General features: G+C 65.3%; 18 protein-coding genes and 2 tRNA genes. 10 read left to right on the top strand and 10 right to left on the bottom strand.

Annotation, left to right across the window (positions count from 1 at the left end):
* Positions 1-50: 50 nt before the first annotated feature.
* On the bottom strand, positions 51-1,451 hold the full coding sequence (gene tig / locus CJ028_RS18025) for a trigger factor (RefSeq protein WP_161499025.1): 1,401 nt from the start codon (positions 1,449-1,451) through the stop codon (positions 51-53).
* A 43-nt stretch (positions 1,452-1,494) separates the two neighbouring features.
* Positions 1,495-1,568: transfer RNA gene (locus CJ028_RS18020), tRNA-Pro, on the bottom strand.
* Positions 1,569-1,750: 182 nt separating this feature from the next.
* On the opposite strand from CJ028_RS18020, the gene CJ028_RS18015 reads away from it, so the two are divergent.
* A tRNA-Gly gene (locus tag CJ028_RS18015) sits at positions 1,751-1,821 on the top strand.
* 95 nt (positions 1,822-1,916) lie between these two features.
* Here the strand turns inward: CJ028_RS18015 and CJ028_RS18010 are convergent.
* Genes CJ028_RS18010 through CJ028_RS17995 form a run of 4 tightly spaced genes read right to left on the bottom strand, consistent with a single transcriptional unit; the run spans position 1,917 to position 5,712 of the window.
* Entirely contained in the window at positions 1,917-3,509 is a 1,593-nt protein-coding gene (locus CJ028_RS18010; RefSeq protein WP_105036576.1) for a multicopper oxidase family protein, read from the bottom strand.
* 49 nt (positions 3,510-3,558) lie between these two features.
* Positions 3,559-4,569, bottom strand: coding sequence for an Fpg/Nei family DNA glycosylase (locus CJ028_RS18005; RefSeq protein WP_105036575.1), 1,011 nt, complete (start codon positions 4,567-4,569; stop codon positions 3,559-3,561).
* Positions 4,570-4,575: 6 nt separating this feature from the next.
* Positions 4,576-5,067 (bottom strand): ribose-5-phosphate isomerase, encoded by a 492-nt coding sequence (locus CJ028_RS18000; protein ID WP_105036574.1) that lies wholly within the window; start codon positions 5,065-5,067, stop codon positions 4,576-4,578.
* A 9-nt stretch (positions 5,068-5,076) separates the two neighbouring features.
* Complete coding sequence (locus CJ028_RS17995) at positions 5,077-5,712, bottom strand: mycothiol-dependent nitroreductase Rv2466c family protein (protein ID WP_105036573.1); 636 nt, start codon at positions 5,710-5,712, stop codon at positions 5,077-5,079.
* Between the two features lie 164 nt (positions 5,713-5,876).
* Between CJ028_RS17995 and CJ028_RS17990 the strand changes: the two genes are divergently transcribed.
* From CJ028_RS17990 to CJ028_RS22005, 8 genes are all read left to right on the top strand, one after another.
* Positions 5,877-7,451 (top strand): MFS transporter, encoded by a 1,575-nt coding sequence (locus tag CJ028_RS17990; RefSeq protein WP_105036572.1) that lies wholly within the window; start codon positions 5,877-5,879, stop codon positions 7,449-7,451.
* 73 nt (positions 7,452-7,524) lie between these two features.
* Entirely contained in the window at positions 7,525-9,072 is a 1,548-nt protein-coding gene (locus tag CJ028_RS17985; RefSeq protein ID WP_105036571.1) for an SDR family NAD(P)-dependent oxidoreductase, read from the top strand.
* Between the two features lie 81 nt (positions 9,073-9,153).
* Positions 9,154-10,266 carry a hypothetical protein gene (locus tag CJ028_RS17980; RefSeq protein ID WP_105036570.1) on the top strand — a complete coding sequence of 371 codons (1,113 nt, stop codon included), beginning with the start codon at positions 9,154-9,156 and terminating at the stop codon, positions 10,264-10,266.
* Between the two features lie 34 nt (positions 10,267-10,300).
* A complete protein-coding gene (locus CJ028_RS17975; protein WP_105036569.1) occupies positions 10,301-11,896 on the top strand; it encodes an AAA family ATPase in 1,596 nt (531 codons plus the stop codon).
* A 201-nt stretch (positions 11,897-12,097) separates the two neighbouring features.
* The gene (locus CJ028_RS17970; protein WP_129590538.1) at positions 12,098-13,171 is read left to right on the top strand and encodes a hypothetical protein; all 1,074 of its coding nucleotides are present in this window, start codon (positions 12,098-12,100) and stop codon (positions 13,169-13,171) included.
* Complete coding sequence (locus CJ028_RS17965) at positions 13,168-13,917, top strand: variant leucine-rich repeat-containing protein (protein WP_105036567.1); 750 nt, start codon at positions 13,168-13,170, stop codon at positions 13,915-13,917. Before CJ028_RS17970 ends, CJ028_RS17965 begins: the two co-directional genes overlap by 4 nt.
* Positions 13,918-13,930: 13 nt before the next feature.
* A complete protein-coding gene (locus tag CJ028_RS21235; RefSeq protein ID WP_205684091.1) occupies positions 13,931-14,857 on the top strand; it encodes a hypothetical protein in 927 nt (308 codons plus the stop codon).
* 64 nt (positions 14,858-14,921) lie between these two features.
* Positions 14,922-15,089 (top strand): ribbon-helix-helix protein, CopG family, encoded by a 168-nt coding sequence (locus tag CJ028_RS22005; protein ID WP_105036566.1) that lies wholly within the window; start codon positions 14,922-14,924, stop codon positions 15,087-15,089.
* A gap of 181 nt (positions 15,090-15,270) precedes the next feature.
* Here the strand turns inward: CJ028_RS22005 and CJ028_RS17950 are convergent, their stop codons facing one another.
* The 4 genes from CJ028_RS17950 to CJ028_RS17935 all read right to left on the bottom strand — a co-directional run bounded on the left by CJ028_RS17950 (position 15,271) and on the right by CJ028_RS17935 (position 20,246).
* Complete coding sequence (locus tag CJ028_RS17950) at positions 15,271-17,907, bottom strand: multicopper oxidase domain-containing protein (protein WP_105036565.1); 2,637 nt, start codon at positions 17,905-17,907, stop codon at positions 15,271-15,273.
* Complete coding sequence (locus CJ028_RS17945) at positions 17,904-19,055, bottom strand: DUF8744 domain-containing protein (RefSeq protein ID WP_105036564.1); 1,152 nt, start codon at positions 19,053-19,055, stop codon at positions 17,904-17,906. Before CJ028_RS17945 ends, CJ028_RS17950 begins: the two co-directional genes overlap by 4 nt.
* A 105-nt stretch (positions 19,056-19,160) precedes the next feature.
* Complete coding sequence (locus CJ028_RS17940) at positions 19,161-19,487, bottom strand: DUF2249 domain-containing protein (protein WP_105036563.1); 327 nt, start codon at positions 19,485-19,487, stop codon at positions 19,161-19,163.
* 60 nt (positions 19,488-19,547) lie between these two features.
* Complete coding sequence (locus tag CJ028_RS17935; RefSeq protein WP_105036562.1) at positions 19,548-20,246, bottom strand: helix-turn-helix transcriptional regulator; 699 nt, start codon at positions 20,244-20,246, stop codon at positions 19,548-19,550.
* Positions 20,247-20,479: 233 nt separating this feature from the next.
* On the opposite strand from CJ028_RS17935, the gene pepN reads away from it, so the two are divergent.
* Positions 20,480-23,023: an aminopeptidase N gene (gene pepN, locus CJ028_RS17930; protein ID WP_105036561.1), complete on the top strand. Its 2,544-nt coding sequence runs from the start codon at positions 20,480-20,482 to the stop codon at positions 23,021-23,023.
* The last annotated feature ends 196 nt before the right edge of the window (positions 23,024-23,219 follow it).

Below are 23,219 nucleotides of genomic sequence, written 5' to 3'. Positions count from 1 at the left end.
CAAAAGGCCGACTGGAAAGAATCCAGCCGGCCCGTTCACACAAACAGTTGCTACTTCTTAGCAGCAGCCTTCTTCTTCTTCTTGGGCTTCTCTTCAACCTCGGCGTCGGGTTCGGCGACCGGAGCGTCGTCGGCGTCGCTGGTGGCGGCATCCGCTTCGACGGCGGTGTCGTCCTCAACCGGGCCGGTGAACTCGCTCAGGTCAACGGGCTTGCCGTTCGAATCAACGACCTCGGCCTTTCCCAGGGCAATGGCGAGAGCCTTGTTGCGGGCTACCTCGGCCACCATCGACGGAATCTGACCATTGGTGTTGAGCGTCTGCACGAACTCACTCGGGTCCATGCCGTACTGGCTGGCGCCCTGAATGAGGTACTGGGTGAGCTCGTCCTGGCTGACCTTGACCTGCTCGGCTTCGGCGATCGTGTCGAGCAGAATCTGCTGACGGAACGTCTTCTCGCTGGCCTCGGTAACCTCGGCGCGGTGGGTGTCGTCCTCGAGACGGCTTTCGCCCTCGAGGTGACGGTTCACCTCGTCGAGGATGATCGCGGCGGGGATCGGAACCTCGACCGAGCCGAGGAGCGTCTCGATGAGACGCTCACGGGCCTGGCTGCCCTGGCCGAACGCCTTGGACTTCTCGACCTGAACCTTGAGGCTCTCGGTCAGTTCGACGATGGTGTCGAACTCGCTGGAGATCTGAGCGAAGTCGTCGTCGGCGGCGGGAAGCTCGCGCTCCTTGACGGCGATGACCGTGATCGTGATCTCGGCCGTCTCACCCTCGTGGTCTCCGCCCATGAGGTCGGAGTTGAAAGTGGTGGTCTCGCCGGCGCTGAGCGAATCGAGCGCCTCGTCGATGCCCTCGATGAGGTCGCCGGAGCCGACCTCATAGGAGATGCCGCTGGCGGTGTCGACCTCTTCGCCGTCGATCGCGGCGTTCAGGTCGATCTGGGCGAAGTCGCCGGTCTTGGCGGGGCGGTCAACGGTAATGAGTGTGCCGAAACGGCTGCGCAGCTTGTCGAGTTCTTCGGCGACTTCTTCGTCGGAGACCGAGACAGCGTCAACGGTGAGCTTGAGGCCGGCGTAGTCGGGCAGGTCGATCTCGGGGCGCACGTCAACCTCGATGGAAAGAAGCAGGTCACCGGAGTAGTCGGTGTTGCTCGGCCATTCGACGATGTCGGCCTCTGGACGACCCAGCGGGCGCAGTTTGTTCTCTTCGACGGCGGCGCGGTAGAAACCGTCGAGGCCCTCGTTGACGGCGTGTTCCAGAACGGCAGCCTTGCCGACGCGCTGGTCGATGATGGCCGGCGGGATTTTCCCCTTACGAAAACCGGGGATGTTGATGTCTTCGGCAATGTGGCCGTAGGCGTGGGTGATGGCTGGCTTCAGCTCGTCGGGGCTCACCGTGATGGTGAGCTTGGCGCGCGTGGGGCTCAGTTTTTCGACCGTGGACTTCACTCGAGACTCTCCTGTGTTTTGAAACGGTGTGCTGCGGGTAATGTCGGGGCGACAGGAATTGAACCTGCGACTTCTCGCCCCCAAAACGAGCGCTCTACCAAGCTGAGCTACGCCCCGGATCCTTCGATCCGTTGGTACTACTTTGTTGGGGAATCAATCTGTTGGCGCAGGCGTTAGCTCGCGACAGGCGGATTGACCTCCGCCAGTCTAATGCACGCCTTTCGAGCGGATGCGCCCGCACTGGCAAACGCCCCCCGGTTTCTTGTACTACGCTGTTCCAGTGCCCGAGTGTTGGGCGTGGGGTCGTAGCTCAATGGTAGAGCCTGAGTTTTCCAAACTTATGACGCGGGTTCGATTCCCGTCGACCCCTCTATATTTTTCATTGGCGGATTCCGCAGTGCTGGTCGCGTCGAGACCCCCGACTGGGTCGGGACTGTTCGCTTCGCTCGCGCTCGACTAGCGCAGCTAGTGACCGTGGGCCGGTGAGAGCACGCGCGGCCCGCTGCCGAGCGCCAGGTTAGGTTCCGGCACGAACGCGTCGTGCGCGGTCGGTGGCGTTCCGGCCTGCTCCCCGGGCTCGACCACCACGAACTGGCCCATCATTCCGGCGTCTTCGTGCGCCAGCATGTGGCAGTGGAACATGTAAGGAAAGTCGGGATCGCTATATTGGGCGAACTCCATAATGAGTTCGTAGCGCACCCCGGGCTCGAGATAAATCGTGTCCTTCCAGCCAGAGAGTTCGGCTGGCGGCTGTTCGGTGCCCACCCGCAGCACCTGAAACTGCACGCCGTGTACGTGAAAGTTGTGCGGCAACGGCATCGCATTGTCGACGGTCCACACCTCCGTCGCGCCAGCCTCGATGGTCTCATCGATGCGGGTCATGTCCATCAGCCGATTGTTGATCGTGTAACCGTTCAGAGTGAACGAACGTTCGGCTGTGGCATCCGCTTGGTCGAGCGGTTCGATGCTCGCGAAGGTGCTTGAGGTCTCCCCGATGCTGCTGAGCGTGTCGGCAGCGCGCAGTTCCATGACGTCGAGCGTGTCGTCACCGGCGTTGCGCGTCGCGGCGCTGGCGGACGTTCCGAGGTCGGGCGGGGTGGACTGCAGTTTCACGGTCTCGCCCGGGGTCACCTTCACGAGAATCTCGGCGCGTTCCCCCGGCGACAAGCGGATGCCGTCCATCGGTGCCGCCTCGCCGAGCAGTCCGCCGTCGGTTGCGATCAGGTCGAACGAGCGCTCGTCGCTGAACCCGAAGTCGTACAGGCGTGAGGTGGAGCCGTTGACCAGGCGCAGGCGTACGACGTCGCTGGTCACGTCGAGGTACGGCGCGAGGGTGCCGTTGACCAGCAGCTGGTCACCGATCGGCCCGATGTAGCCGCGCACGTCCGTGACGAACTGACCGTTGTCGTCGAAGCGGCGGTCCTGCACCACCACGGGAATGTCATCGACGCCGTAGTTGCGCGGCAGGTTGAGCGCGGCTTCTTCGTCGTCCTGCAGCAGGAACAAACCGGCCAGCCCCATTTCAACCTGGTGCTCGGTCTTACCGTCGGGGTGCGGGTGGTACCACAGGGTCGCTGCTGGCTGGTCGATCGTAAAATTCGGGCTCCAGCTGGCGCCGGGTTCGACCATCTGGTGCGGGCCGCCATCCATTTCGGCGGGCAGGCTCATACCGTGCCAGTGCACGGTCGTGGCTTCATCGAGGTCGTTGCCGACGTTGATGCGCACGTCGTCGCCGCGCTGTGCGACGAGGGTCGGGCCGAGGTAGCCACCGTTGTAGCCCCAGGTGTCGGTGGCGACGCCGGGAGTGAATTCGGTCGAGCCCTTCTGCGCCGTGAGGTCGAAGACTCGCTCCCCGTCGGTATTCACGGTCGATTCGGCCAACGGCGGGATGGCGAGCGGGTTCACGAAATCGATGGTCCCGACGGTATCGATCACGCCGGCGCCGGTGTCGTTGGTGCAGGCGGTCAGGCCGACGGCGAGTGTCACGGCGACGACGACGGTGCCGCTGATGATGGTGGCCACTCGACGGCGCGGCCGGGCCAGTCGACTGTGGATCATGACCCTATTTTCGCACCCTGCCGGGCGCCGTCACACCACACAGGACCAGTCAGGCCTGGCAGCGCGGGCACCAGTACAGTTTGCGTGCCGCCATCTCTTCGAGCACGATGTGGGTGCCGCAGATCCGGCAGGGCAGGCCTTCGCGCTTGTAGACCCAGTGCCGGTCTGCGCGATTCTTCATGGCCAGCCGATACTCGTCGCCCTCGAGCTTGTCCATGGTCATCATCTGGCCGGTGGCGACACCGATGTGCAGCAGGTGCGCCCAGTCCTGCCAGAGCGCACGCACGGTTTCGTCGCTCAGGGCCTTGCCTGGGGTGTGTGGGTTGAGGCCGGCACGAAAGAGCATCTCGGCGCGGTAGACGTTGCCGATGCCGCTGACCACGCTCTGGTCCATCAAAAGCCGACCGATCGGTGTGGGTTTCTTGCGCACGACACTCACAAAGCGTTCCTCGGCCTCCGGAGTGTTGTCCAGTTCCGGGTCGGGGCCGAGCTTACCGATCACGGCGTCGACCTGGGCTGGGTCGAGTACCTCACACGCGGTGGGACCGCGCAGGTCGGCGCACACCGTGTCGCTCAAGAGGCGCACCCGCACCTGCCCGACCGGTTCGGGCGGAAATACGTCGGCCAGCTCGATCTCCTTTTCCTGCTCCGACATACGCACCCGGGTGCGGCGGGGCGCTCCGATGCTGAAGATCGAGTTCTCGCCACTGCTATCGAAGGTCGGCGCGTCGAACGGAGGTGCCCCGGCCGCGAGGTCGGTGCCGTGCTGGTTGGTCTGGCCCGTCCGCCCGTTGGCCGAGGCCATCGTGGCATCCATCAGGATCTCGCCGCTGAAGTCCCAGGCGCCGTAGAGCCCCAAGTGGATGCGCAACCACAATCCGTGGTCGAACTCGAGAAACATCTGCTTACCGACGGCGCGGGCATCCGTTATGGCGTGGCCACTGAGCTGGGCGGCACCGGCCACAAAACGGCCCTGCGGCGACGAGACGGTGACGCGGTGCCCGACGAAGTTGCGCTGGAATTGTCGGGTGATGCGGTGAACGGAATGACCTTCGGGCACCTCAGCTCACTTGCCGTCGACGTTCTTGCCTGCGATGATCCCCGTGGCTTCATATTCACCAAGCTGGCGGATGCGACGCACGTGGCGCTCCTCGTCGCTGAAAGGCTCCGCGATAAACGCGTCGATGAAGCCGGTGGCCTCCGCGATGGTGTGCTCGCGGGCACCGATCGAGATGACATTTGCGTCGTTGTGTTCGCGGGCGAGCCTGGCCGTGGAGAGGTTCCAAACCAGGGCGGCGCGGGCTCCGGTCACCTTGTTGGCGGCCATCTGCTCGCCGTTGCCGGAACCCCCGAACACGACGCCGAGCGCTTCAATGCCTCCCTCGAGGTCGTCAACGGTGGCCTGCGCTGCATTGATGCAGAACGCGGGGTAATCGTCGAGGGCGTCGTAGGCCTGGGGCCCGTGGTCGATGACCTCGTGGCCGGCCGCACGTAGGTGCGTGATCAGGTGGTGGCTGAGGTCGAGACCGGCATGGTCCGTGGCGATGTGGATGCGCATGTGAGCAGTCTATTTAGTGATGACCGATGTGCTGACCTGCGGCTGCACGAATATCGGCTCGCGGGTGCGGCTGCGCTTGAGCTCAAAGAATCCGTCGTAGCTCGCGAGCGCCACGACGCCGTCCCAGAGTTTGAGAGCGTCGTCCCCCATGGGCGCCGGGGAAATGACCGGGCCGAAGAAGGCAACGCCGTTGACCGCGATCACCGGGGTGCCGACATCCTGGCCGACCCGGTTGATGCCGTCGAAGTGGCTGGCGCGCATCTCGGCGTCGTACTCTTCGCTGTCCGCGTAGGCGGCGAAGTTCGCCGGCAGGCCCACCTCGGCGAGCGCGGCCGGAATGACCTCGTCGGGATTGCGGTTGCCGCCCGGGTGAATCTGGGTGCCGAGCGCGTCGTAGAGTGCCTTAACCATGGGCTGGCCGTGCAGTTCGTTGGCCGCGGTCACGAGGCGGGTGTACTTGAGCGCCCGCGGGAAGAAGGCTGCGTATTCCTCGCTGACGTCTTGGTCTTCGTTCAGAACGGCGAGGCTCATCACGTGCCAGGTCACGTCGAATTCACGCAGGCGGGCAACCTCATCGACCCAGCGGGAGGTCATCCAAGCCCACGGGCACGAGGGGTCAAACCAGAAATCTACAGAATCAGTCATTCCATCAGCCTAGGCGGGACTTCCTGCATCCTTCCCGAAATTAAACCTTGGCATTTAGGTGTCATCCCCCATTGGGGGGTATTCTTGATAAATTGTAAAAAACATCTGTAAGACGCAGGACAGCTCTGTCACCGCAGCACAATATCTCCACGGGAGAAATTCTTATGCCCACTGATCGAAGCACGTCCAAGCCGCATCTCGGCGCCACGAGCGCCTCGGTCGCCCTGGCCAAGCCCGTGAAGGCTCTTCGCCGCCGCCGCATCGCCGTGTCCGACGTCAACGTCGTCGATAAACCCATCATGAAGCGCGCCCTCGGCGGCACCATCGTGGGAAACACCATGGAGTGGTACGACGTAGGGATCTTCGGGTACCTCATCACGACGATGGGTCCGGTCTTTCTGCCGGAGGCGGATGCATCCGTTCAAACCCTGTTTCTGCTCGGCACGTTTGCCGCCACCTTTTTCGCCCGCCCACTGGGCGGCGTGTTCTTCGGCTGGCTCGGTGACCGAATCGGGCGCCAGAAGGTGCTCGCGACCACGCTGATTCTGATGGCCGCCTCAACGTTCGCCGTCGGAGTATTGCCCGGGTATGCGCAGGTCGGTGTCTGGGCGGCGGTGCTGCTGGTGTTCGTCAAGCTGGTGCAGGGTTTCTCCACCGGTGGCGAGTACGCCGGGGCGACGACCTTCGTGAGCGAGCACGCGCCCGACAAACAGCGCGGCTACTTCGCGAGCTTTCTCGACATGGGCAGCTACCTCGGTTTCGCTATCGGTGCCTCACTCGTGTCGGTGCTGCAGCTCATGCTCGGTCAGGAGGTGATGGAGGACTGGGGCTGGCGCCTTCCATTCCTCATCGCCGGGCCGCTCGGCCTGATCGCCATCTACTTCCGTATGAAGATCGACGAGTCCCCCGCTTTCCAGGCCACGCTCGACGCGCAGGAGGAAGCTCAGAAGAACCCCCTCGGTGCCACGGCCGACACGCCCAAGGGCCCGATCGCTATCTTCAAGGCGTACTGGCGCAACATCATCATCGCGATGATTCTGGTCGCCGCGGCGAACACCGTCGGCTACGCGCTGACCTCCTATATGCCCACCTATCTCACCGAGAACAAGGGCTATGACGAGCTGCACGGTACGGCGCTGACCATTCCCATTCTCGTGGCGATGGCGCTGTGCATCCCGCTGGCCGGCCGACTCTCCGACCGCATCGGACGTCGCCCGGTGCTCTGGATCGGAGCCGTCAGCACGGTCGTGCTGTCGTACCCGGCCTTCCTGCTTATCGGTATCGGTGATATCTGGTCGACCCTGCTGGGCCTGGCGCTCATCGCGTTCCCGGTCACGTTCTACGTCTCCAACCTCGCTTCAGCGCTGCCGGCGATGTTCCCGACGGCCAGCCGTTATGGCGCCATGGGCATTTCGTACAATTTCGCGGTGGCCATCTTCGGCGGCACCACGCCGTTCATCATCGCGGCACTCATCGTTGGCACCGGCAACGACCTGATGCCGGCGTTCTACCTCATGGGTACCTCGTTCATCGGCGCGATCGCGATCTTTTTCCTGCGCGAATCGGCCAACCGCCCACTGCCCGGCTCCATGCCGAGCGTGAACACCGACAAGGAAGCGCACGAACTGGTCAAGACGCAGGATGACAACCCTCTGCTCGACACCGACGAGATGCCGTTCGACCACACCTTCGAGCCGCCGACCAACGCCATCCCCATTCACGAACCGGCGAAGCTCTAGCGCGCCGGCGTAGCCGCCTTCGGTCACGAACGCGTAGACGGATGCTCACAGTCACCCCGCGTAGAATCCTCGAATGACCACCGCGCCCTCCACCACTGCGCCCACCGGCAGAGCACGAGCCGAGTCGGACGTGCCGGCCGCTGACCAGGAATCATCCGGCCCGGAATTCCTCGCCATCGACCCGCACGACCTCTCCGTGACCCTGCGGGTGCTGGCCTCCCTCAGCGACGTCGACCCGGACAGCGCCGACTTCGTCACCGTGCGCCAGGCCACCGCCAAGATGTTCAAGTCGGTCAAGATGTCGCGCCGCCTCGAGAAACGCGCGGTCATCGCCGACGCTGATCGCAGCGTCATCGCCGCCACCGCCACCGGCGCGCCCACCCGCATCGACGACGAGACCCGCGGCGCCCAACTCTCACTCGGCACCAGCGCGGCCACCGCCGGCGAACTGCTCGTTCCGCGCGCCTGTTATATCTGCAAGCAGAAGTACACCGTGGTCGACGCCTTCTACCACCAGCTCTGTCCGAGCTGCGCGCTGTCGAGCCACGCCAAGCGTGACGCTCGCACCGACCTCACCGGCAAGCGCGCACTGCTCACCGGCGGCCGCGCCAAGATCGGCATGTATATCGCCCTGCGCCTGCTGCGCGACGGCGCCCACACCACCGTCACCACCCGCTTTCCGCGCGACGCGGTGCGACGGTTCACAGCCATGCCCGACTCCAAGGATTGGCTACACCGACTGCGCATCGTCGGCATCGACCTGCGCGACCCGGCGCAGGTGATCGCCCTGGCCGATTCGGTCGCCGCCCAGGGCCCGCTCGACATTCTCATCAACAACGCCGCGCAGACCGTGCGGCGCTCGCGCGGCTCCTACTCCCCCCTGGTCGAAGCCGAGGATTCTCCGCTTCCCGACGGCCCGCTACCGGAGATCGTGTCGTTCGGGCACACCAACGATGCGCATCCGCTCGCCTTGGCGGCGTCGGTGTCAGGGCATCCGCTGCTCGCGGCCGCCTCCGGTGCCGGTGCACTCACTGCGGATGACCTCACCCGCCTCGCCCTCGCGAGCGGGTCCTCGTCACTGGAGCGTCTCGCTGCCGGCACCGCGATCGATGCCGGCGGGCTTGTGCCCGACCTGCACGAGGTCAACAGCTGGACCGCGAACGTCGAAGACGTCGATCCGCTCGAGATGCTCGAAGTGCAGCTGTGCAATACGACAGCACCATTCTTGTTGGTGAGCCGACTGCGGGCGTCGCTCACGGCATCCGCTGCCCGGCGCACCTACATCGTGAACGTGTCCGCAATGGAGGGTGTGTTCGGTCGGGGCTACAAGGGGCCTGGCCATCCGCACACCAACATGGCCAAGGCAGCGCTCAACATGCTCACCCGCACGAGCGCGAAAGAGATGCTCTCCGATCGCATTCTCATGACGAGCGTCGATACCGGCTGGATCACCGACGAACGCCCACACCCCACCAAGGTGCGGCTCGCCGAGGAGGGCTTTCACGCCCCGCTCGACCTGGTCGACGGCGCCGCCCGGGTTTACGACCCGATCGTGCGCGGCGAGGCCGGCGAGGACCTCTACGGGGTCTTCCTCAAGGACTACCAGCCCGGCGCCTGGTAGTCGGGCGGGGGCCTTGGTGCAGGGTGATGTCGAGGAAAGCACAGGTCACGGGCCAAAAATCGCCCCTGTTAGGCTGACTGGATGCTGCGCCGCACCCTGATCCTGCCGACTGTTTTTCTCGCCTTCGTCGCCCTCAGCGGGTGCGCGGCCGAACCGGTGCCGGAACCGGCGGCCACTTCAACGACTACGCCAACCGCAACGCCCGCCGCAGCCACCAGCCCGCTCAGCTGCGACGATATCGCGGCCCCGGGCGACATTGCCAACGTCTTTGTGGATCCCGCCGGCACCGTGCCGACCCCGGTTGCCGCGACGCAGCCATCGACATTCCTGGTCGAGTACGCCGTCCCAGCCCTCGGCGGGCTGTCCTGCTCCTGGCGAGTCGGCATGGCGGCGGGCAATCCGATGGATCACCGAGCCGACTCCGACTGGGCCTACCTGAGCGTCAAGGTACTGCCCGACGCGGCCGACTCTTGGGCGCCGAACGATGCCGGCAACGGTCCGGCCGACCCGCTTACCAGCATCGACGGCATCGAAGCGGCCACCGGATGCGGCGACGCCGGGTGTTTCATCTCGGCTCCGGTCGGTGACGCCTGGGTCGAAATCACGATGAGCACGAACTCATTCGGCACCCTCGATGAGCGCTTTGTCGGCATGACAAGCGACGCGATCGTAGCGCAGATGCAGCCGCTCGCGGCATCCGTTTATTCCACTCTGACGGATGCCGAACCCAGCCAGTTAGCCTGGCCGGCGGTCGCCCTGACCCCGCGTGAACCGGCCTGCACCGGCGCGCTCAAGCCGCAGGGCATCGCCATGGCCCTCGACGTCGACTCGCTCGAGTACGAAATCTTCGACTCGTCAAACATGAATCCGGTCTACTTCGACGGCTTCGTGTCAGAGGCCGCAGGGTTGTTTCGGTGCGACGTGCGCGCCGACGGCGTTTTGGGCACTTCGATCCACGTCGGCTATGGTCTCGCCTCGATCGTCGACACGATGATCACGGAGCCGGACAGTCAGGCCGCATTGCCGCCGATCGTGCTCGAGGGGGCCGTCGAAGGTGAGCACGCCGTCCAGGTCTGCGCCGACCCCTCCGGTTACTGCACCGTGATTTTTTCGCTCGGCGAGTCGGCCTACTCGGTCGAATCTGTCTCCCAGGCGGTGGCCGTGGCCGAGGCGATCATTGCCCAGGCCCGCTAGGTTCGAGAAGGCCGCACCAGAACAGGAGAATGACATGACCGAGGACTCTTTCGATCGCGACGTCGTGCGCTCGTTCAAAAAGTTCATGGAACGCGTCGTGGCAACAGCGGATGCCCAGAACCCGTCGGGTCTGTCGCCGCTCGGCGACGTGATGACAGAGTTTCTCGGCGCGAACGCGTCGACCCTGCCGGTCGTGTCCGAAACGCTGGCCGATCATCGCCTGGTCGACGCGGACATCGCCCTAACCGCGTTGGCCGGCTCCGATCCGGCCGCGCTTCTCGGCGTCTCCGGCGGGCAGCAGCGCTTCCACTCGACCCTGTCCGAGCTCGTGGCCAGCCCGTTCCAGGGTTTCGCCCCCGGTCCGGTGGACTTCTCGGCCCGGGCGACCGGACCGACGTCTACCCGTCAGGTGGTCTCCTTCGGCCTGCGGCTCATCCGCTTTGAGGGTGAGCCAATCGCGGTGCTGCAACGCGCCGCAAACCCTCAATACGGGCGCAACACGGCCGAACTCGAGATCATGGCCACATCACCGCAGGCGGTCACCGGCTTTCTTGATCACCTGCGCGCACTCATGATCGAGCACAGCGTGCTGCGCGGGCAGGTGCTCTCGTTCGTGCACACCGAATACGGGGCCGGGGCCGGAATCACCTTTCTGGAACGACCCATCGTGCCCGCCTCGGCCATCGTGCTGCCGGAGGGCATTCTCGGCACCATCACCGACCACGTCATCGGAATCGGCGAGCAGCGCCAGGCGCTGCTCGCCGCCGGGCAACACCTGAAGCGCGGCGTGTTGCTCTACGGTCCTCCCGGCACCGGCAAAACCCTCACCGTGCGTCACCTGCTGAGCGCTACCCCGGGCATCACCGCCGTGCTGCTCACCGGCTCCAGCATCGTGCACATTGCTGCAGCCGCCGAAATCGCGCGCACCTTTGCACCGTCCATCGTCGTGCTCGAGGACATCGACCTGGTCGCGATGCAACGCAACGCGACTCCCCAGCCCCTTCTGTTCGAGGTGCTCGACGCCCTCGACGGGCTCGACGGCGACGCCGATGTCGCCTTCGTCATGACCACCAACCGGGTCGAGGTACTCGAGCGTGCCCTCGCCGAACGGCCCGGCCGGGTCGATCTCGCCGTGGAAGTACCGCTGCCCGCGCTGGCTGAACGAGAGCGGCTGTTCCGGCGTTATGCGGGCGGGCTGCCGTTCAGTCCGGCCACCCTCGATGCCGCAGCCCGCCGCGCGGAGAGCGTGACCGGGTCCTTCGCGAAGGAACTCATTCGCCGGGCGGTGCTCCGCGCTGCCCTCCGCGCCGACACCGTCGACGACGACGATCTGCAGGTGTCCCTCGACGATCTGTTGTCGGCGGGCGAATCCCTCACCCGGCGGCTCCTGGGCACCCGCAGCGGCGACACCCCGCGCTGGCAGCCAGATGAGGAGCCGGGCGATGGGCCGAACGACGGTAGCTATGTTCCGATGCACGGTGCAGCGGCCGTGATGACGCGCGGGGCCGCCTCCTTTGGGTGGACAGCCGGTAGCGCGGCGCCGTTGTCAGCAGAGCCGTCGGCTGAGCCACCCGCCGACGTTCCGGGTGACGATCCGGGCAAGGCTGACGCCGGTGACGAAGACCGATAACCGGCGCCTATCTGTTCAGGCCATAGCCGTAGCGGGCGTTCAGACCACAGATAACGCCCGCGCGATGGGCCGAACGAGATCGCCTGATTACTTTGTAGCAGGGCAATGCCGCTAATCTGACTGCGGTAGAGGAACTCCTGCCCGCCGACTGCATTGGCGGGAACTGTGTGCAGTCCGAACCAAGTATCAGGGGGCAATTCAATGGCAAACTACGGCCGAGATATCAGGAATTCTGTTCACAACATTGAACAGCACAGTCGAAGCGCTAGGACAACGGTGTTTCGTACCCGTCACAAGAATTCGAGGAGAATCGGTCTCGCCATGCTCGGGGCTGTTTCAGCAATGGCTCTTTCGGGCTGCAGTACGGCACCAGGCAGTGTGTATGACTTCACCCAGATCAACGGAATGGAACCCGCGCAGCAAATCACCGTCCAGATCCCGCAAGCTCTCAAGGACGCTGCTGGAGCGGACGCCGAAAACCTGCTCGTCACCTCGGTAGTGGTGAAAAGCCTTGACCTTGATAGCTCCAAATACTGCGCCATCAGCATTGAGATAACCTACCCCGATGGCGCTGCCGACAAGCTCACCACACCGACCCTCACCAAAGCACAAGCGGACGCGGCGGCGGAAGATGACGTTCAGACGTTTCTGGACCAATATGAGGCCACATCCCCGGCTGATCTCGAGCAAAAACTTACTCGACAAGTACAGCTGGATACAGAAGCCTCCTTGAAATCAATGAACAGCGATATGACCGTTGAAGAATATTTAGCGTCGTATGACGATTTCGATTCCGTTCAGGAAGCCGCCCTGGAGAGATGGATACGGGACGATACCGCGGGGTATCTGGGTTACTTGGACGAGCTGCCTAGTTCAATCGAGGAGGGAGCTGAAAAGGTTATCTCCGGCATGGAGCAAAGCTACGGCGCCGAGGCAGAGGAGGCGGCAAAAGTATCAAACGTGGAGCGCGTCGCTTCCCGACTACATCTCTCCTCCGCCCGTGCGGCAGCTGCTCTCAACGTGTCCGCCCCCGAGCAGGGGGCGTATCTCTCCGTCGACTTTCAGTCCGCGACGCGCGTCCAGGACTGCGCCAAGTCGCCGACAGACCCAGACGCGACATCCTCGTTCGATTTTCCTATTCAAAGCGAGAGGGGCATTGACACATTCGCAACGGTTGGTCTCACTGTAATGAAGAACGGCGAGATTTCTATCTTCAGTGGCGAGGTGAACGGTTATATGGTCGACACGAACCGCGACTGGATTGTGGAAAAGTGACTGGCTTGGATATTGCACCGCCAGCGAAATCCCCAGAGCCGTTTAGCTACACTCTCGCGGACCTCGCCGATCCGGGTGTCGAACCGGCGACGCTGGGGCACATCGCCACTGCGCGCCCCGACCTGTGGTCAGTGATCCTCACCCACCCGAACTGCTACCCGGAGCTTGCCGATTGGCTCCGCCAGCGCATGCCCCGCGCCGACGAGCAAACGCCTGCGCGCGGGTGGGTTGAACCGTCGGCGCAACGAACAGCTCGCCGCGCCCCTCGGCGTGAACCATTCGCAAAGCATCACCCGTGGGTCCTGTTCATCGTGCCCGTCGCGGCCATCATTGCAATCCTCAGTCTGTTCCTGCCGATCGGAACAGTCTCCGGATTCGGCGACTCCATTACCTACAACTATTTCTCGGAGGAAGCGAAAGAATTTGAGGGAGAAGGCGAGGGGATCCTGACATTCATGCTTGTGGCCATCGCGCTCGCTGTCGTCTCGATCCTGACGCGTAAGAAGTGGGCGCGCATCACGGCAGCCATCGTCGGGATTCTCGTGGCCCCGTTCGGCATAGGAGATGGCTTCGGCACGACAGGCCTCCTTCTTAACACAACCGGCGCTTCCGTGGGTGCGGGCTCGGTCCTGCTTGGTAGTGCGTCGACTCTGCTCTTGGCCGCAGCAATTCTCACACTCCTGCCGCAGCGGAGATCGCGGGCGCAGCAAACGACAGACCACTCCGCTCCCCTCGAGGCCGAGTGACGAGGACACTCTCGTGGAGAACACCAGCACCATCGCTACGTTATGCGCCAACAGCCCGACCTCGCGCGTCAAGCTCATCGCCATCCTCGCTGCCGGCGCGCTCGTGATCGGCGGTGGCATCACGGCTACGGCCATTGGCGTGACCAGCTACAAGGCTGAGACCACGAGTCTCTGCACTGCTGCGGTTACGGCCGGCACCCGCGCTGCCACCAGTATGAAGACTGCTCTAGCAGCCTCTGACGCGGCGGTGCTCGCTGTCGCCGTGCTCGAGCTGCCGGTTGTCGCTGAGGGTGTCGCGCCCGCAATCAGCACCGACTACGCAGCGCGCGTCGCTGTAGAAGCAGTGCCTGCGGTCGACGAGGTGCTCGCAATAGAAGCTACTGCAGCCAGCGAAGGCGTTGAAGCGGTTGACGCTATAGCCGGTATCACCGCCGTCGAGGCTTTCCCTGCACGTGCCAGCGGCACTGAACTCATCAGCGACGTCAGCGCTGCCAGTACTGTACTCGCAAACATCACGATTGCTGCTGTGCCTCCCTGCGCAACGCGCGACCAGGTCGCAAGCATCACGGCTACGAACAGCACAGCGGCAACTGCTACTACTGCGCTCACCGCGAGCGTCGCTGTACTGACGAGTGACTTTGCTGTCTTCCAGACCGAAGAAGCCGCGCGTATCGCAGCTGAGATTGAGGCTGCACGTGTCGCGGCCGAGGCAGAAGCTGCACGTGTTGCTGCTGCAGCTGCACAAGAGGCTGCACGGGTCGCTGCCAACCAGGCCACTGCGAAGAAGTCTGCGAGCTCTGGTTCGTCCGGTGGTGGAAGCATTTCTGGCGGTTCTGGCAGTAAAAACGGCGACTGCTGTGCCGGTGCCTTTGGTCCCGACAAATCAGACGGAACCGGTTGTCGAATTGACAACGGCGTAGGCGGCTTCTACAGCTGCTAACGAAGGCAAAGTCACCTCACCTACCAAAGCCGCACTCGGTTCCAACGCTGCCCTCGAGCGAGCAATGGGTCGCCCGACTCTGTCCGGCCGCGCCGGGACAGGCAGATCGCCCGTGCCGCAGGTGCGTCTCCCCCAAGATCTCGACGCACTTCTCATCGAGCGTGCCGAGGCGGAGCATCGCCGGCCGAGCGAAATCGTTCGCGAGGCCTTGGCTGCGTACTTATCTGCGTAGCGCTCCGGGCCAGCGCTCACAACTACCCCGTCGACGCGTCCGGAGGCTCTTTTGAATTGTCGCCTGGCCTGGACATGACTTCGACTCGTAACCCGAGCCAGTGCAGTGACCGGTCGTGGGGCTGGCCCGGGCGATCGGCTCGCCGTCCAGCGCCATAATTAAGCGGATGCACCGGTGCCGGTTACGGCAGCACCTCGAAGATACCGCGGGCTCCCTTCTCGGCATCCGACATGATGTGGCTGACGAAGGGGTAGTGGCCCGGCTGGGTGAAGCTGACCTCGACGAACCCGCCCTGGGCCACGGCGAGGTCGAGCACCTGGGAGCCACCGGTACCGGTGCTGCCGCCGTCCTTCAACAGGTAGTCGCCCTCCTTGTACACGGTGGAGAATTGACCACCCACCACATGGAAGGCACTGCCCACGTTGGGCCCGGCGGCCAGCACCCAGACCCGCACGGTCTCTCCCGCCTTCGCCAGCAACGGCCGGGCGGCGTATTGGTTCGCATAGCCGTTGAAGAGCACGACGTCGGGGACCTGCGTCGCCACCTTCGCGGCATCCACCTCCCGTCCCTGAGCGCCGAGGTAGAGCTCGGACTGCACGAGGAGATACTCACGGTCCACCGCGGCCAGGCCCGGCGGGTCGATGATGACGGCGCCGAACATGCCGTTGGCGATGTGCACGGACATGGGCATGGTGGAGCAGTGATAGAGCCAGATGCCCGACCGGGTGGCGGTGAAGGTGTAGACCAGGCTCTCGCCGGGTTGGATGGTGCGCATCACGGCGTCGGGGGCGACGTCGCCGGCGTGGAAGTCGATGGAGTGCCCGACCGTGCCCTCGTTCACCAGGGTGATCTCGAACACGTCGCCAACGGTGCCGCGCAGGGTGGGGCCCGGCGCGGTGCCGTTGAACGTCCAGAGCGTCTGGGTGACGCCGGGGGCTACCTCGGTCTCCACGTTCTGCACGGTCAGGGTCTGCCGGTGCACCGTGGCGGATGGGGCGGGCGGCAGCACGGCGTCCCTCGCCTCAAAACCGGCGTCGGGTTCAGCCATCGGGTCGAGGTCCTCGGCTGCCGAGGTTACCGTCGCGGCCGAGTCGTGGCCGACGTGGCCCGAGCCGTTCGCGGTCATGTCGTCCCCGGCGCTATCGCCAGCGCCCACGGCGACGATGCTGATCTCCATGCCGAGCAACCGATGACCGGCGATCGAGCACCAGCCGTTCACGCTCGCGCCGATCACGCCAACGGCCACGGATTCGGTGGCGCCCGGCTCGAGCGACCCCGACACCACCCCGGATTCCAGCACCAGGTTGTGCACCATGTCGTCACTGTTGGTCAGGGTGATCACCAGTTCGTCGCCGACCGGCACCTCGATGCGGTCGGGCACAAACCGGGTGTCCACCATATCGACCGCCACCGTGGTGGTGTGTCCGGTCGCGGCGAGGGCCCCGGCAGCGGAGGAGCCGGCGCCCTGGGTCGATACCGTCGACAGGCCCACCGCGGCCGGGTCGACCACGATGCCGACGGTCACCGTGAGCAGCAGTACGCTCGCCGCCGCGAGCATTCGACCGGTACTGCGCGGTCGCGGGGCCGCAGGCCGTTGGTTTGGTGCCACGCGCGCGAGCGGCAGGGCACGCACTCTCCGGTTGACCCGCAGGGCACGGGTGAACAGCACCAGAAAACTGGCCAGGGTGGCCAAGATCAGCATTGACAGCGCCACCGTCAGTGTGCTGGAGACGGGCAGCAACGACAGGGTGAGGGCGCCGTTGACCACCACGACCCGGAAGAGGCCGCCACGGTCGAGCTCGGCCGCGGTTGCCTTAACGGCGGCCGGACCTCCACCGAGCACGACGGGTACCAGATAGCTGAGGGCACCGAGCAGAATCTGGGCGGCAAAGCCGATCGCGAAGTAGGGCACGACGGTTTCGACGCCGGCGGCTGCGGCCGTCCAGCTGGGGGCGAGAGCCACCAGCAACCCGAAACCGGCGGTACAGAGGGCAAACCAGATCTGGGCGGCACCGAGGCTCCAGGCGGCGAAGGTCACGGCGGGCGCCCGGCGGAGGTGCCCGATGCCCTCCCAGAGCACTCGACCCAGGGCAACGAGGTAGATCAGAACGCCGAGCGCCACGAGCAGCCGCTGGTCAGCCAGGCAGCCGATCAGGAGCAGCCCGAGGCCGCCCACCAATACCGGGAGGGTGCTTCCGGCCGCCACTGTGGCACCCTCGACGCGGGTATGCAGCACCGTGGGCCAGAGCAACGCAACGGTACCGATCACGGCGAGGCCGACCCACCCGAGCAGGTTGAGACCGAGGTGACCGATGAATAGACGTTCGTAGGTCTCACCTCCGCCGTCGAGCCGGGCCATCACGATGCCGAGGATCACGCCACCGGAGAGCATCACTGCGCTGACAATGTAGTAGCGCACCAGCGGGGCGAACCGACCCGGCATCGCCCCGCGGGTCTGGCCCACGATCACCGCAGCGTGGACCAGCGCGTTCAGTCCAACCAGGCTGCCTCCGACCAGAACGAGCGGGTACCACTCGGCGACCATGCCCGTCATCACCGCTATCGCGCCCACGGTGTGCACGCTCAGGCGCCAGCTCAGCGAGCGGCGGTCCCCGAGCGCTTTGTGGCGAAGCAGGGTGTCGGCGAAGTGCTGACTCCAGATCAGAATTGCCGTGCTCACCGCCCCGAGCAGCAGCAGGTGCACGAGCAGCCAACCCGACGACGGCACTTGGCGGTGCAGCAGAGTGAGGATCACCGCGGCGGCGAGCCAGGCGGGCACCAGGCTGCCGGAGATGATGTGCCAGAGTTTGTCTTTCAAAGCAGCGATCCCCGCAGGGGCAGGGCCGGCGGCACAGCGGTGCCGCTCGGTGCTGCGCGCTTGGGCCGTACGGTGGTTCCGCGCAATACCGAGACCACTGCAATCAGCACGAACGCCAGCACCGCGACGATGTTGAACACGCCGCCCCACTGCACCAGCACCGGCCAGCCGTAGGCGTCGCCGAGCAGTACCCGGACCAGCAGCGACACGTGCAGCAGTGCCGCCGGCAGGTACATAACCGGACGGTACGGCAGCGGTCGGCGCAGCACGGCGGGCAGGATGGTGGGCGCGTGCGCCATGATCATCGACATCACGAAGCCCAGGAAAACGGCATGCATCACGGCGTCGTACGCAGGACCGGAATAGACCGGGCCTTGCAGCAGCCAGATGCCGCCCACGATAAGCACCCAGCCATATCCGGCCAGCAGGCAGCAGGCCATATAGCGGGGCAGCCCGGTGGACCGCACCATGCGGGTGGCGATGTCATGCCGGAACAGCCATGCCACCAGGGCCAGCGTCGCGGCACCGAGAAGAGGGTAGCCCGCGACCGGCCACACCAGGGCCACCACCGAACCGAAGCTGAGGGCCAGGCTGATGCCGACCATCCACGCCTCGGCCCGGCGGTTGACGGTGGGAGAGATACGGGACAGCTCGAGGCGCTCGCCGGCAATCGTGAGTACTAGGTAGAGGATGAGCAGCGGCGCGATCTGCGGGATGCCGATGCCGCGCAGCCAGAAGATGGTGGCCATCAGGCCCGCCAGTGCGCCGAGGACCTGCACCGCGGTGGACACCGACCCTTGCCGGCGCCAGATCTCGGCGTAGATGGCCAGCAGCAGGACGCTGCCGGCGACCAGGGCGGTCTGGCCCACGACCAGTGGCAGTGGGGAGATCAATGCGACGCCGCCCGCGCCGAGCAGGCCGGGGGCGAGGTAGGCCCAGCCGCGGCGCACCGCCACGGCCCGTTCGAGCACCACAACGGTGCCGACGAAACCGAACACCATCAGCGGGCCGTGCACCGCGCTGAGACGCACGGCGTCGATGGGCGCCGCAAGGCCGAGCAACAGCAGTGCACCGTCGAGACCGGCGAGCAGGGCGATGCCGCCGAGGACAAGAAAGACCAGCCGGCCGGTGACATTGGGCCGCACCACCGAACCGGTACCGCGCGAGGCGCTACCGGTTCGGCGAAGAGGACTAGGTGCGGTCAACGGCGTCGTGGTCATCGGCGGTGTGGATCAGGTCAGACTGGCGTTGGGTTAGTTGGCGCGGGTGAGTCGCACGGTCCAGGTTTCGGGTCCGCTTTCGAGATAGGAAACGGCGAAGTCGCCGGGGCGGGCGGCTTCGAGCTGTCCGAGCAGCGGCAACGGGTTGTGCGAGGCCACCAGGTCGAGGGCGAAGCCGGGCTGGATAACGCCGAGGGCGCCGAAGATCGTGGCGTGGCGAATGGCGTGCGGAATAGGGCGAGTGTCGAGAACGATGGTCTCGGTGTCCTCGTGACCGCAGGCGCACGCGTGCGCGGCGGGAGCGTCGACGGGCACGGCACCGGGCCGGTTGACAGACAGGTTGATCGTTTCGGCAGTCATAGAATTTCTCCTTCGCCGGGTCGAGTGACCCTGGAGCTAGTTTAGAGGATTTTATTCCTTTCAATCCACTTCGGAGTGCTTCAGCAGGTGAACGAGGCAAAGCGTCGGCCGCACGAAGGGCTCCAAGGCGATGCCCTCGGCGTCGTGTCCAAGGGAGCGCGCGAGGCCCTTCATCAGGCCCAGGTGCACCGAGCAGACCACATCGGGATTCATTCGGGCCTCGGCCCGGAACGGGCAGGCCGTCAGCGCGATCACAGCCTCATCGGCTCGAAGTTCGGGCTCGAAACCGATCTCGGTGAGCACACTCAACAGCGGAGGCACTAGGTCTGCAGCGGGACCGTCGGCGGCGGGACCGTCGGTCGACACCGCATCAGCCGCAGCCGCGTACTGCGCCGACCAGCGCTCGCCGGCGCGTACCGCACGGGCGCGGCCGCCGTCGTCATCCTCGCCGATGACCGCGGCGAGAGCCTCGGTCAGCTGCTGCTGGGCGTTCTCGGCTGCACGCGGTGCCGCGACCGCGCTGAACAACACGTGTGGGCGTCCGCGCTGCCCGGCCCGGGCGACGTGGCGCTCGATGAGCCCGGCCGCCTCGAGGTGCTCAAGGTGAAACCGGGCCGTCGTGATGTGGAGTCCGAGGGCGACGGCCATGGCGGTCGCGCCCAGCGGCACGGCGGATTCGGTGAGCAGCGCCAGGGCATGGCGGCGCGGCTCACTGGCCAGAGCAGCGTGTCTGGCTTCATTCTGCGTGGTCGGAACCATGATTTTAGAGTAGCAGCGTGCGGTTAAACCTGCGGTTGTGGCATCAGTCCGCCGGCGCGAGCCAGTGCAGACTGCGGTCGTGCGGCTGCGTCAGCGCGATCGGCTCGCCGTCCAGCGCGCCGGGGGCGGTGCTTGCTCTCATGCCCACATCGTAATCATGGTTAGGCTTGCGGGGTGCGATGGCGCCACGAGTGCCAAAGCTCCACAATCGTGAATCGAACTGGAGAACTAAGTTGCCTGGAGAAAATCTCACCCGCATTGAAGCGACCGAGCGCGCCGCGCTGGTCACCGTCGCGAGCTACAACGTTGTGCTCGATCTCACCAGCGGTCCCACCACGTTCGGCAGCACAACCACGGTGCACTTTAGCGCCACCCCCGGAGCCTCGACCTTCATCGACGCCATCACGGCGCGGGTATACTCGGTGACCCTCAACGGTGCCCTGCTCGACCCGGCCGTGAGCGACGGCATCCGTATCGCGCTGGACGGCCTGCAGGCCGAGAACGAGCTCGTCGTCGTCGCCGACGCGCTGTACACCAACACCGGTGAGGGCCTGCACCGTTTCGTCGACCCGGTCGACAACGAGGTCTACCTGTACAGCCAGTTCGAGGTGCCCGACTCCCGCCGCGTGTTCGCAGTGTTCGAGCAGCCCGACCTGAAGGCCAAATTCTCCTTCACCGTCACTGCGCCGAGCGAGTGGCAGGTCGTTTCCAACTCCACCACGCCAACACCGATCGATGCTGGCAACGGGGCCAGCACCTGGGCGTTCGAGCCGACCCACACCATCTCGAGCTACATCACGGCGCTCATCGCCGGCCCGTACGCGGTCATACGCAGTGAGCTCACGTCGAGCGACGGTCGCACCATTCCGTTGGGGGTCTTCAGCCGCAAGAGCCTGAGTGAGTACCTCGACGCCGACTACATTTTAGAGAAAACCCGGCAGGGCTTCGCCTACTACGAGGAGAAGTTCGGCTACGCCTACCCCTTCGACAAGTACGACCAGCTGTTCGTGCCGGAGTTCAACGCCGGCGCCATGGAGAACGCCGGCGCCGTCACTTTCACCGAAACGTACATCTTTCGCTCCAAGGTGACCGACGCCATCAAGGAACGCCGCGTCGTGACCATTCTGCACGAGCTGGCCCACATGTGGTTCGGCGACCTCGTCACCATGACCTGGTGGAACGATCTCTGGCTCAACGAGAGCTTCGCCGAGTGGGCGTCGACCATCGCCACCGCCGAGGCCACCGAGTGGCACGAAGCCTGGACTACCTTCGCCGTCATGGAAAAGAGTTGGGCCTACAAGCAAGACCAGCTGCCGTCAACCCACCCCGTGGTCGCCACCATCCGCGACCTCGACGACGTGCTCGTGAACTTTGACGGCATCACCTACGCCAAGGGTGGCTCAGTACTCAAGCAGCTCGCCGCCTGGGTCGGCATCGACGCCTTCTTCACCGGCGTCGGCTCCTACTTTCAGAAGCACCAGTGGGGCAACACCGAGCTGCGCGACCTGCTGGTCGAACTTGAGCTCGCCAGCGGCCGCGACCTCGGCGACTGGGCGGCCCTCTGGCTCGAAACCGCCGGCGTCAACACCCTGCGCCCCGAGATCACCGTCGACGAGGCGGGCGTCATCACCGCCTTCTCTGTATTGCAGACCGCCACAGGCGACTACCCCACGATTCGTCCGCACCGCCTCGCGATCGGTTTCTACACCTTCAACGACTCGCAGAAGCTCGTGCGCACGCATCGGGTCGAGCTCGACGTCGACGGTTCGACAACGGATGTTCCCGCTCTCGTCGGCCGCGAACGCGCCGACCTGATTCTGCTCAACGACGACGACCTGAGCTACGCCAAGGTGCGGCTCGACCCGGCGTCGCAGGCCGTCTCGCTCGAACACCTCGCCGCGATCGAGAGCCCGCTCGCCCGCGCCCTGGTCTGGGGTTCGGTCTGGGACGCCACCCGCGACGCCGAGACCACGGCACGCGACTTCGTGCGCCTGGTGCTGAACAACGTGGCCACCGAAACCGAGTCGACCACGCTGCGCACCGTACTCGGCCAGGTCGTGCTCACCGCGAACTACTACGTGGCCGAGCCACACCGCGCCGCGGTCACGACCGTGGTCGCCGACACGCTGTGGTCGCTCGCCCAGGGGGCGGCCGCCGGCAGCGACGCCCAGTTCCAGTTCGTGAAGTTCTTCGCCTCCGTCGCGGCCACCGCCGTGCAGCTCGACAATGTGGCCGCCCTTCGCTCGGGCAGCACCGTGCTGGACGGCCTCGAGGTCGACACCGACCTGGCTTGGGAGCTGCTCACCGCCCTTGTGGCCGGTGGCCGCGCCATAGCAGCCGAGATCGACGCGGCGCTCGAAGCCGACAACACGGCAACCGGAGCGCAGTCGGCCGCCCTGGCCAGGGCTGCCCTGCCGACCGCGGAGGGCAAGCTTGCTGCCTGGTCTTCGCTCATCGACGTGGACACGGCAGCGACGACCATTGTGCGCACAACCGCCGCCGGGTTCCTGCGAGTGAACGACTCAGCCTTGCTCGAGCCGTTCGTCTCAACCTATTTCGAGATGCTGCAGTCGGTGTGGGCGGCGCGCAGCTTCTCGATCGGCGAGAAGCTCGTGATCGGCCTCTATCCTGCGCCGCTGAACAACCAGGCCCTCGCCGACGCGACGCAGGCCTGGCTCGACGCCAACCCCGAGCCGGCCGCTCTGCGCCGCCTCGTAGTCGAGAACCTGGCCGGGGTCGAGCGTTCGCTGAAGGTGCAGGCGCGCGACGCAGAGTAGTTAACGATCTCGATAACCGAAAACCCCGCGCCCAGCTCTGGTCGCGGGGTTTTCGCGTGCGGCCCGTTGGTCCGCACGTTCACAGCAAACTCCACGCAAACCGCCGGGATGCCGCTGCCTGCCTGCCTGAGCCCCGGTGAGTCCACCGACAGCCGGGCCGGATTGCGGGCGACCGTGGCCGGTTCCCGGGTGCCGC

The organism is Cryobacterium aureum (assembly GCF_002954245.1).
Lineage (GTDB): Bacteria > Actinomycetota > Actinomycetes > Actinomycetales > Microbacteriaceae > Cryobacterium > Cryobacterium aureum.
This window is presented reverse-complemented; position numbering and strand designations above follow the sequence as displayed.

What these genes read in the sequence shown, in the direction of transcription:
- CJ028_RS18010 (WP_105036576.1), bottom strand. Translation starts at nt 3,509, where the DNA reads ATGATCCACAGTCGACTGGCCCGGCCGCGCCGTCGAGTGGCCACCATC.
- CJ028_RS17985 (WP_105036571.1), top strand. Translation starts at nt 7,525, where the DNA reads ATGACCACCGCGCCCTCCACCACTGCGCCCACCGGCAGAGCACGAGCC.
- CJ028_RS17990 (WP_105036572.1), top strand. Translation starts at nt 5,877, where the DNA reads ATGCCCACTGATCGAAGCACGTCCAAGCCGCATCTCGGCGCCACGAGC.
- CJ028_RS17995 (WP_105036573.1), bottom strand. Translation starts at nt 5,712, where the DNA reads ATGACTGATTCTGTAGATTTCTGGTTTGACCCCTCGTGCCCGTGGGCT.
- CJ028_RS17935 (WP_105036562.1), bottom strand. Translation starts at nt 20,246, where the DNA reads ATGGTTCCGACCACGCAGAATGAAGCCAGACACGCTGCTCTGGCCAGT.
- CJ028_RS22005 (WP_105036566.1), top strand. Translation starts at nt 14,922, where the DNA reads ATGGGTCGCCCGACTCTGTCCGGCCGCGCCGGGACAGGCAGATCGCCC.
- CJ028_RS17980 (WP_105036570.1), top strand. Translation starts at nt 9,154, where the DNA reads ATGCTGCGCCGCACCCTGATCCTGCCGACTGTTTTTCTCGCCTTCGTC.
- CJ028_RS17970 (WP_129590538.1), top strand. Translation starts at nt 12,098, where the DNA reads ATGGCAAACTACGGCCGAGATATCAGGAATTCTGTTCACAACATTGAA.
- CJ028_RS17975 (WP_105036569.1), top strand. Translation starts at nt 10,301, where the DNA reads ATGACCGAGGACTCTTTCGATCGCGACGTCGTGCGCTCGTTCAAAAAG.
- CJ028_RS17940 (WP_105036563.1), bottom strand. Translation starts at nt 19,487, where the DNA reads ATGACTGCCGAAACGATCAACCTGTCTGTCAACCGGCCCGGTGCCGTG.
- CJ028_RS18000 (WP_105036574.1), bottom strand. Translation starts at nt 5,067, where the DNA reads ATGCGCATCCACATCGCCACGGACCATGCCGGTCTCGACCTCAGCCAC.